This window comes from Clostridium sp. NSJ-49, assembly GCF_014287725.1.
Taxonomy (GTDB): domain Bacteria; phylum Bacillota; class Clostridia; order Clostridiales; family Clostridiaceae; genus Clostridium; species Clostridium disporicum_B.
This window is the reverse complement of sequence record NZ_JACOOP010000085.1, coordinates 1-8,250: the sequence shown is the minus strand read 5'-3', so window position 1 is coordinate 8,250 and position 8,250 is coordinate 1. Positions and strand designations below refer to the sequence as shown.

General features: G+C 28.0%; 9 protein-coding genes and 2 tRNA genes. 7 read left to right on the top strand and 4 right to left on the bottom strand.

What is annotated here, in order from left to right:
• Nucleotides 1–153: 153 nt before the first annotated feature.
• A complete protein-coding gene (locus H8S10_RS17385) occupies nt 154–348 on the bottom strand; it encodes a hypothetical protein (RefSeq protein ID WP_055266272.1) in 195 nt (64 codons plus the stop codon).
• 12 nt (nt 349–360) lie between these two features.
• Complete coding sequence (locus tag H8S10_RS17380) at nt 361–549, bottom strand: hypothetical protein (protein WP_055266270.1); 189 nt, start codon at nt 547–549, stop codon at nt 361–363.
• Nucleotides 550–823: 274 nt separating this feature from the next.
• On the opposite strand from H8S10_RS17380, the gene H8S10_RS17375 reads away from it, so the two are divergent.
• The 3 genes from H8S10_RS17375 to H8S10_RS17365 all read left to right on the top strand — a co-directional run bounded on the left by H8S10_RS17375 (nt 824) and on the right by H8S10_RS17365 (nt 4,419).
• Nucleotides 824–2,008: a M20 family metallopeptidase gene (locus H8S10_RS17375; RefSeq protein WP_186839700.1), complete on the top strand. Its 1,185-nt coding sequence runs from the start codon at nt 824–826 to the stop codon at nt 2,006–2,008.
• Between the two features lie 35 nt (nt 2,009–2,043).
• Nucleotides 2,044–2,694 carry an HTH domain-containing protein gene (locus H8S10_RS17370; RefSeq protein ID WP_055266266.1) on the top strand — a complete coding sequence of 217 codons (651 nt, stop codon included), beginning with the start codon at nt 2,044–2,046 and terminating at the stop codon, nt 2,692–2,694.
• Nucleotides 2,695–3,033: 339 nt separating this feature from the next.
• Nucleotides 3,034–4,419 (top strand): MATE family efflux transporter, encoded by a 1,386-nt coding sequence (locus tag H8S10_RS17365; RefSeq protein ID WP_186839699.1) that lies wholly within the window; start codon nt 3,034–3,036, stop codon nt 4,417–4,419.
• Nucleotides 4,420–4,562: 143 nt separating this feature from the next.
• On the opposite strand, the gene H8S10_RS17360 is transcribed toward H8S10_RS17365, so the two are convergent.
• Nucleotides 4,563–4,636 (bottom strand) — tRNA-Gly (locus tag H8S10_RS17360).
• 6 nt (nt 4,637–4,642) lie between these two features.
• Nucleotides 4,643–4,718 (bottom strand) — tRNA-Val (locus H8S10_RS17355).
• Nucleotides 4,719–4,884: 166 nt separating this feature from the next.
• Between H8S10_RS17355 and H8S10_RS17350 the strand changes: the two genes are divergently transcribed.
• The 4 genes from H8S10_RS17350 (at nt 4,885) to H8S10_RS17335 (ending at nt 8,125) form a co-directional block, all read left to right on the top strand.
• Nucleotides 4,885–5,361 (top strand): YbaK/EbsC family protein, encoded by a 477-nt coding sequence (locus H8S10_RS17350; RefSeq protein ID WP_055266262.1) that lies wholly within the window; start codon nt 4,885–4,887, stop codon nt 5,359–5,361.
• Between the two features lie 207 nt (nt 5,362–5,568).
• The gene (locus tag H8S10_RS17345; RefSeq protein ID WP_186839698.1) at nt 5,569–6,681 is read left to right on the top strand and encodes a hypothetical protein; all 1,113 of its coding nucleotides are present in this window, start codon (nt 5,569–5,571) and stop codon (nt 6,679–6,681) included.
• 47 nt (nt 6,682–6,728) lie between these two features.
• On the top strand, nt 6,729–7,574 hold the full coding sequence (locus H8S10_RS17340; RefSeq protein ID WP_186839697.1) for a HAMP domain-containing sensor histidine kinase: 846 nt from the start codon (nt 6,729–6,731) through the stop codon (nt 7,572–7,574).
• Nucleotides 7,575–7,834: 260 nt separating this feature from the next.
• The gene (locus H8S10_RS17335) at nt 7,835–8,125 is read left to right on the top strand and encodes a FeoA family protein (protein ID WP_243175906.1); all 291 of its coding nucleotides are present in this window, start codon (nt 7,835–7,837) and stop codon (nt 8,123–8,125) included.
• Nucleotides 8,126–8,250 lie beyond the last annotated feature (125 nt).

Below are 8,250 nucleotides of genomic sequence, written 5' to 3'. Positions count from 1 at the left end.
AATGCAAATCCTATTTGTTGCATAGGAATCACATTTTTTGTGAAGTTTTTCATATTATTACTATGCGCAAAAAAGGAAGTTCAAATTCGAACTTCCTTTTCTTTATCGGCAAATATCAAATTTTTTTTGATACAGCCCCTTTTTATATAAATACTAATCTTTAAATCCATAAGCAGATGTTTTTGTAGCTGATAAAGCTTCATTGACATTTGATAAAGTATTTTGTAAAAGTTGCTTGTTATCATTATCTTCAACAGTGTTAATAGCTTCAAGAAGCAGTGATTGAGCATAAAGAACATCATTAAGGGCAGCTTTTAGTTCTTCTTTTGCATTAGGTTTATGTCCCATAAGAAATCCTCCTTAATCTTTAAAATGAAGAAGTGTATATTGAGCTGAATCTAATGCACTTCCAACAGCCTTTAAGGCTGCATGTATTTCGGTTCTATTATGAGTACCTTCAGAATGAAGATAAGCAGAGTTTAAATGATTTTCACAACAACATAATTCATCAATAACTTCTCTTAGATTATCTTTAGCATTATAAGGCATAGTTCACACCACCTTTAAAAAAGATTATAAATATATTTTGTGTAGAAATATGAAAAAAGATTATAGTAAAAAGTATTAAATAAAGGTAGTGTAAGGGAATTGTTTTTGTTGAATATAAACAATTTAGTTTAATAGCGCCTTTTATATAAAAATTAAGGAATAATTAAATTAAAATTAACAGAAAATATGACTATATATGTCCTGTTTAAGGTTTAATATATGAAATTGAAAAGAGGATATATTTATAGAAAATTATTTAAATACGAGGTGTAATATGAACGATTTTATAAGACAAGCACAAGAGATAAAAAATGATTTAATAACATATAGAAGAACTATGCATAATAACCCGGAGGTTGGAGCTGAATTACCACAAACAAAAGCTTATGTTATGAATAAGTTAAGAGAGTTTGGATATGAGCCAAAAGAGATTTGCGAAAGTGGGATAGTAGCTACAATAGAAGGGAATAAGCCAGGAAAAACATTTTTATTAAGAGCAGATATGGATGCACTACCAATGGTTGAAGCAACTGAGTGCGATTTTAAATCAACAAATGGATGTATGCATTCTTGCGGTCATGATATGCATACTGCAATGCTTTTAGGGGCAGCTAGATTACTTAAGCAAAATCAAGATAAAATTGAAGGTACTGTTAAACTAGCATTCCAACCAGACGAAGAAGGTTTTACTGGGGCTAAAAAGATGATAAAAGCAGGTGTACTTGAAAATCCTAAAGTAGATGCAGCTATGGCTATGCATGTTCACTCTGGCACACCTTCAAATGTAGTATTATATGGTTTAGGTACTAGCATTGCTGGATGTAATAGATTCAGAATAGTTGTAAATGGTAGAGGATGTCATGGAGCAATGCCAGAAACAGGAGTAGACCCTATTAATATAGCAGCTCATATATATATATCTTTACAAGAAATAATAAGTAGAGAAATATCTGCAACTAAACCTGCTGTAGTAACAATAGGTAAATTTGCTGGTGGAGATGCTCCAAACATAATCCCAGGAGAAGTTATTATGGAAGGTACAATAAGAAGTTTAGATAAAGAAGTTGGTGAATTTATCTTTAATAGAATTAATGAAATAGTAACATCAACAGCAAAAATGTTTAGAGGCGAAGCAGAACTAATAGAGTTATCTTCAGTTCCACCTTTAACTAATGATACAGATTTAGCTAATGAACTTGGAACATATGTAAAAGAATTAATTGGAGAACAAGCTGTTGTTTCATTCCAAGGTGGAGGTATGGGATCAGAAGATTTTGCATCTTATTCATATGAAGTACCAAGCACTTACTTTATGTTAGGAGCAGGTATAAAGCAAGAAAATCCACTATATGGAGAACCAATGCATAATGAGAAGGTTGTATTTAATGAAGATATATTAACTACAGGGGCAGCAATGCATGCTTATTGTGCAATTAAGTGGTTACAAAATAATAAGTAATTGATAATAATTTTATAAATTATAAGGAGCTAGATATGAGATTATTAGAAATACTATTTTATTTATTAAAATGTAACTCTAAAACTACAATTAAAGAATTAGCTAATAGATTTAACGTATCACAAAAAACTATACAAAGAGACTTAGATAAACTATCTGTTTTAGGTATTCCTATAATCTCATATAGAGGAGTTAATGGTGGAATTGAATTAGACAAAAACTATATAATAGCTAAATATGTATTAACAGAAAATGATTATAGAGACTTAATATTATCATTATATATTTCTGAACAAGTAATAGACGATTTAAAAAAATCAGATCTTATTGATAAATTTAAACTTATTAATTATGATAAATGCACAGAGATACTAGATAAATTAGAGGATAGATTTATAGTAGACCTAGATGATAGAAATAGAGTTATTAATAATGAAGTTTGTAAGATTATAGATAAAGCTTTAGATAAAAAAACATATGTGAAATTAGAGATTAAAGAAAAAAATATAGAAGTGTTTCCGATTTCGTATGTATTAAAAAAAGAAGGTTTATATTTATATTGTTATGATGACAAGTATAAATTGATATTAATAGATAATATATGTAATGCAACAGATTGCGAGAGAGTTTTTAATGGAGAAATAGTTAAATATAAGGATAATAAAGATGAGATTATAATTACATAATAGATATTTGCTTATTACTATATTTGAGAATATTCAAAGATTCTCAGGTAGTCAATTTGATTCTGTAATTGTAAAAGTATTTATGGAAGTAGTGTAGAAGGAACATTTTAAATATAAAAGTTAATAAATTATAAGTAACAAAATAAAGTTTAAGGACACAATTTTACTGATTGTGTCCTTAACTTTTAGCTAAATAGTTAATAAATGTTAATTTGATGATTAAATGGTATAATGATAGATGATAAGTAGGCGTAAAAGCATTTATCGAGAAAATGAGGGTCATTAAAAATATATTTTTAGAAAGAATATATAATAAAGACAAAAGAAGAGGAGAGAGAGATGGGAAATAAAAAAAGAAATAATTTAGGAACGGAATCTATAAGTAGATTATTAAGAGCTTTTGCAGTTCCAAGTATAATAGCTATGCTAGTAAGTGCATTATACAATATTGTTGACCAGTTTTTTATTGGAAGAAGTATCGGTGAACTTGGTAATGCAGCTACTAATATAACATTTCCACTTACTACGTCATGCATAGCAATTGCATTACTATTAGGTATAGGTGCTGCATCAGCTTTTAATCTTACATTAGGAGAAGGAAATGAGGATAAGGCACTTTATTTTGTTGGAAATTCTGCACTATTACTTTTTACTTCAGGAGTAGTTTTGTGTATTATAATTCAAATATTTTTAGAGCCAATGCTCGTGTTTTTTGGATCACCTGAAAATGTATTAGGTTATGCTAAGAGTTATACAAGAATAACTGCAATAGGATTTCCATTTTTAATATTTGCTACAGGTGGAGGACATTTAATAAGGGCAGATGGTAGTCCTAAATACAGTATGCTATGCAATTTATCAGGAGCCATAATAAATGTAATTTTAGACCCTATATTTATTTTTGGATTAAATATGGGGATGGCAGGAGCAGGATTAGCTACTATAATTGGTCAGATTTTTGGAGCAGGGCTAGCTTTAAGATATATGTTTAATTATAAAACAGGAAGATTATATAAGAAACATTTAATACCTAGATGGAAGTTTGTAAAAAGAATAATTTCCTTAGGAGCTGCACCTTGCTTTAACCAGCTTGCTATGATGATAGTACAGATAGTAATGAATAAATCATTAACATATTATGGTGCTTTATCTGTATACGGTGAATCAATACCACTAGCATGTGCAGGTATAATTACAAAGGTAAATCAAATATATATGTCAATAGTAATAGGACTTTCACAAGGATTACAACCTATAGTAAGCTTTAACTATGGAGCAAGAAAATTTGATAGAGTAAAGAAGGCGTATTTAACAGCTATAAGTTATGGCGTTATAGTCTCAATAATAGCATTTTTAGTATTTCAGTTTCTACCAAGACAGATTGTTTCTATATTTGGTTCAGGATCAGAAGCTTACTATACCTTTGCGGTAAAATATTTTAGGATATTTTTATTATTTACCTTTTTAAATTGTTTCCAACCTATATCATCTAATTTTTTTACAGCTATAGGTAAGCCAAAGAAAGGTATATTTCTTTCACTAACAAGACAAATATTATTTTTGTTGCCATTAATAGTGATTTTGCCTTTATTTATAGGAATTGATGGAATAATGTATTCAGGACCTATTGCTGATTTAATAGCAGGTGTAGTATCTATTATTATGATATATGTTGAGTTTAGAGCAATTGGTAGCAATAAACTTTCAAAAGCTGAGGGTTTATAAATTGAAAATTAATATAAAGTTAGTTCTACTTTAAAGATAGAATGGTTTTTATAAAATGAATATATCGCTTAGGATATAGGAGATTGATGCTAAATAAAATTTTATATAAAATAAAAAGCAACTGATTAACAGTTGCTTTTTTATGGAGCGGGTAGTGGGAATCGAACCCACCTTTCCAGCTTGGAAGGCTGGAGTATTACCGATATACGATACCCGCATATTATGGTGGAAACAACAGGGATCGAACCTGTGACCCTCTGCTTGTAAGGCAGATGCTCTCCCAGCTGAGCTATGCTTCCAAGTTGTTTTATAGTTGTCTCGTTGACAATAAATATAATAAATTATTTTTTAAAAAAGGTCAACACTTTTTATTAAAAAAATATCATTTATAGTTAAGGGTTAATAGTGGGGTAATTTGGATAATATAGTTACTATGTAGAATTTAGAAAAAGAGAGGTAGTAATTATGGCAATAGAAAAGGTAAGAGAATATTTTAAAAAATACGGAATAGAAGATAAAATTCAAGAATTTGATGTATCAAGTGCAACAGTAGAACTAGCAGCAAAGGCTCTTCATTGTGAGCCTAAAAGGATAGCTAAGACACTTTCATTTATAGTAAATGATTCTGTAATTTTAATAGTGGTAGCAGGTGATGCTAAGATAGATAATAAAAAATATAAGCAGAAATTCTCAACAAAGGCGAAGATGATTCCAGTAGAGGAAGTGGTTGAATTAGTAGGACATGGAGTTGGAGGGGTATGCCCATTTGCTATAAATGAAGGAATTAATGTATATTTAGATGAATCATTAAAGAGGTTCAATACAGTGTTTCCTGCTTGTGGAAGTAGTAATAGTGCAATTGAACTTACTATTCCTGAAATTGAGAAATATTCAAATTATGATTCATGGGTTGATGTCTGCAAAGAATGGAATGAGATTTAAGCTCATTCTTTTTTTGTAAAATAATTTAGTAGTAAATTCATTTGATTCAAATTAATTAAATTAAAGCATATTTTCTTTTAATAAAAGCAAAATAATGGGAAAAAAAGTGGTTGAATTTTGGTGAAAAATGGATTAGAATTGTTGTGTGAAAAATGGGTTATATTGTAATAATTTTGTATTTTAAATACTAAGAGGGAGTTAGACTTTATGAAAAAGGGTAAGAAAATTTTAGAAGTACTACTGATTATTTTTGTTGTTTTTATGTGTAGTTCAAGTATAACTTTGGCAGAAACAGAAAAATGTGCATCAGCATTTAACGTTCTAATTATTAATTCTTATCATATAGGACATTATTGGGAATCTTATGTAATTGAAGGCTTTAGAGAGGCTGCTGAAGCTTATAATCAAAATGAAATTAATATAAAAGTGGAATATTTTGATTTTAGAAGTAGAAATGATGAAAAGTATATTGCAAGTTTTCTAGAATTTATTGAAATGAAATATCCTAAAGGAAGTATTGATGCAATATATACTATCGATGATGAAGCCTTTTCTGTAATATCACCACAGATAACAAATGAATATAGTGAACTATATCACGTTCCTTTAGTATTTAGTGGTGTTGACTCAAATATTTCATTTACAGAGGAACAAAAGAAGTACATAACAGGTATTTATCAAAGAGATGTTACCCTAGAGGGCTTTAATTTAATATTACAAATGGATAATACTATTGATTGTATTAATATTATAACTGAGAGCTCAGGTTTTGGAAATAATCTTATTGGAAAGTCTACTAATATAGTTACTGAGCATTTAGGAAATGAGATAGAGCTTAATATTATCCAAAGTGATTACATAGAAGATATTGAAATAAAATTAAAAGAATATCAGTCTACTAGGGACAATGATGATAAGAAAGAAGTTATTCTTTTAGGCGGAGAATTTCAATATAAAGATACTGGGGCATTCCTAGACCCTAAGAGATCTGTTGAGATTATAAAAGAATATTTACCTTGGCCAATTTATACAAATGATCCTACTTATATTTATGCTGATATTTTAGGTGGTTGTATGGATATTGGGCAATTACAGGGTAAGGAAATTTTTGATAGAGTTAAGCGAATGGTTGAAGGTGAGGATGTATCGGATATAGAAAGCACTTTTGCACCAGATCCAAAATGGATTTTAAAATATGATGAAATATATAAGTATAATATAAATATAAGGAATATACCTAGAAAATGTATAATAATAGATAAAGCATTTTACCAATTACTTCTACCAAGTTGTATAAAAAAGTTATTTGTGTTGTATTAATTTGCATATTCATTTTAATAGTATTTTTAGTACATAAAATAATAAGTATGATAAAAAGAATTAAGAAGAAAGAACGAGAAAGAGAAATAGAGATTGCACGAGAAAAGATGCAAACAGATTTTATTGTTAATATTAGTCATGAATTAAGAACTCCTATTAATATTATTTTATCAGGTATAAGTCTGGTTAAGATGCAGTTAAATAAAGGCTATAATGAATTGGATAATAAGTATCTAGAAGAGAAGCTTAATATTATTAATCAAAATGCTTATAGATTATTAAAACTAGCTAATAATATTATAGATGTTAAAGAAATAGAATCTGGGGTTATTAAATTAAATAAGAAAAATGTAAATATTGTTGAAATAGTAGAAGCTATATTTACTGAAACTATTGACTATGCTAGTAAGAAAAATATTAACATGATTTTTGATACTTATGAAGAAGAGATAGTTGTATCAGTAGATATAGAAATAATTCAAAGAATTGTATTAAATATATTATCTAATGCTATAAAATTCACACCTGATGGAGGGACAATCTATACGAATGTAAAAAATGATAATAACTACATCATTATAGAGATAATAGATACAGGTATTGGCATTCCAAAAGAAAAGTTAGAAACTATTTTTTATAGATTTTATCAAGTAGATAATTCATTATCACGTGTTAATGAAGGTAGTGGAATAGGGCTTAGTATAGCAAAAGAATTAGTAGAATTGCATGATGGAAAAATAGAAGTAGAAAGCCAATTAGAAAAAAGTACTACTGTTAGAGTATTTTTACCTGCAATATACGATGATAAAGCTAATAACATAATTTTTAATGAAAATATAAATAAAGCGATAAGTACAGCAATTAGTACAGAGATGGCAGATGTATTAAAATAATTAGTAAAAAGATGCACTTACGATTTATATTGTAAGTGTATTTTTATATAGTATAAAAATACGTAATACAAATATAAACGCATTGATTTTTTATTTTTTAAAATTGATGTGTTTTTTTATTTCATAAAAGTTTAAGAGTAAGATATTTTATATTTATTGAAAAAGATTATCATTTGTATTGACAAATAAATAACTAATTAGTATAATAATAGAAAATGATATTTATTATCAATTAAGTTAAAATTTTGGAGGAGATTACCATGGAAGGATTACTAAGTAGAATGTTCTTTTCAAAATCAAAAGGAAAAGATAAGACTATGTCAACAATAGAAAACCTAAGCCAAGGGAAAGTTAATAAAGAATATATAATTACAAATGTAAAAAGTAATGATGAAGAGATGGAAAAATTTTTATTCTCACTTGGCTGTTATGAAGGTGAGATAGTTACTTTGGTTTCTATTTTAGGGGACACTTATGTAATCAAAATAAAAGATGGAAGATACAGCATAGATAAGCAGTTAGCGGAAGCTATTAGCGTGAGAAATATATAAAATAAAAGAATCTGTTAAGTTGATATGAAAAAATAGCTTGATTTTTCATAGAATTGCTCGCTCTTTGAAAATTATATAAGTTTGAATTTTTTATTGTATGGTAAACAAACCTACAATAAAATTGA

Excerpts from the sequence above, each read along its gene's own strand:
- H8S10_RS17385 (WP_055266272.1), bottom strand. The coding sequence starts at position 348 with ATGGGACATAAACCTAATGCAAAAGAAGAACTAAAAGCTGCCCTTAAT.
- H8S10_RS17380 (WP_055266270.1), bottom strand. The coding sequence starts at position 549 with ATGCCTTATAATGCTAAAGATAATCTAAGAGAAGTTATTGATGAATTA.
- H8S10_RS17375 (WP_186839700.1), top strand. The coding sequence starts at position 824 with ATGAACGATTTTATAAGACAAGCACAAGAGATAAAAAATGATTTAATA.
- H8S10_RS17370 (WP_055266266.1), top strand. The coding sequence starts at position 2,044 with ATGAGATTATTAGAAATACTATTTTATTTATTAAAATGTAACTCTAAA.
- H8S10_RS17365 (WP_186839699.1), top strand. The coding sequence starts at position 3,034 with ATGGGAAATAAAAAAAGAAATAATTTAGGAACGGAATCTATAAGTAGA.
- H8S10_RS17350 (WP_055266262.1), top strand. The coding sequence starts at position 4,885 with ATGGCAATAGAAAAGGTAAGAGAATATTTTAAAAAATACGGAATAGAA.
- H8S10_RS17345 (WP_186839698.1), top strand. The coding sequence starts at position 5,569 with ATGAAAAAGGGTAAGAAAATTTTAGAAGTACTACTGATTATTTTTGTT.
- H8S10_RS17340 (WP_186839697.1), top strand. The coding sequence starts at position 6,729 with ATGATAAAAAGAATTAAGAAGAAAGAACGAGAAAGAGAAATAGAGATT.
- H8S10_RS17335 (WP_243175906.1), top strand. The coding sequence starts at position 7,835 with ATGGAAGGATTACTAAGTAGAATGTTCTTTTCAAAATCAAAAGGAAAA.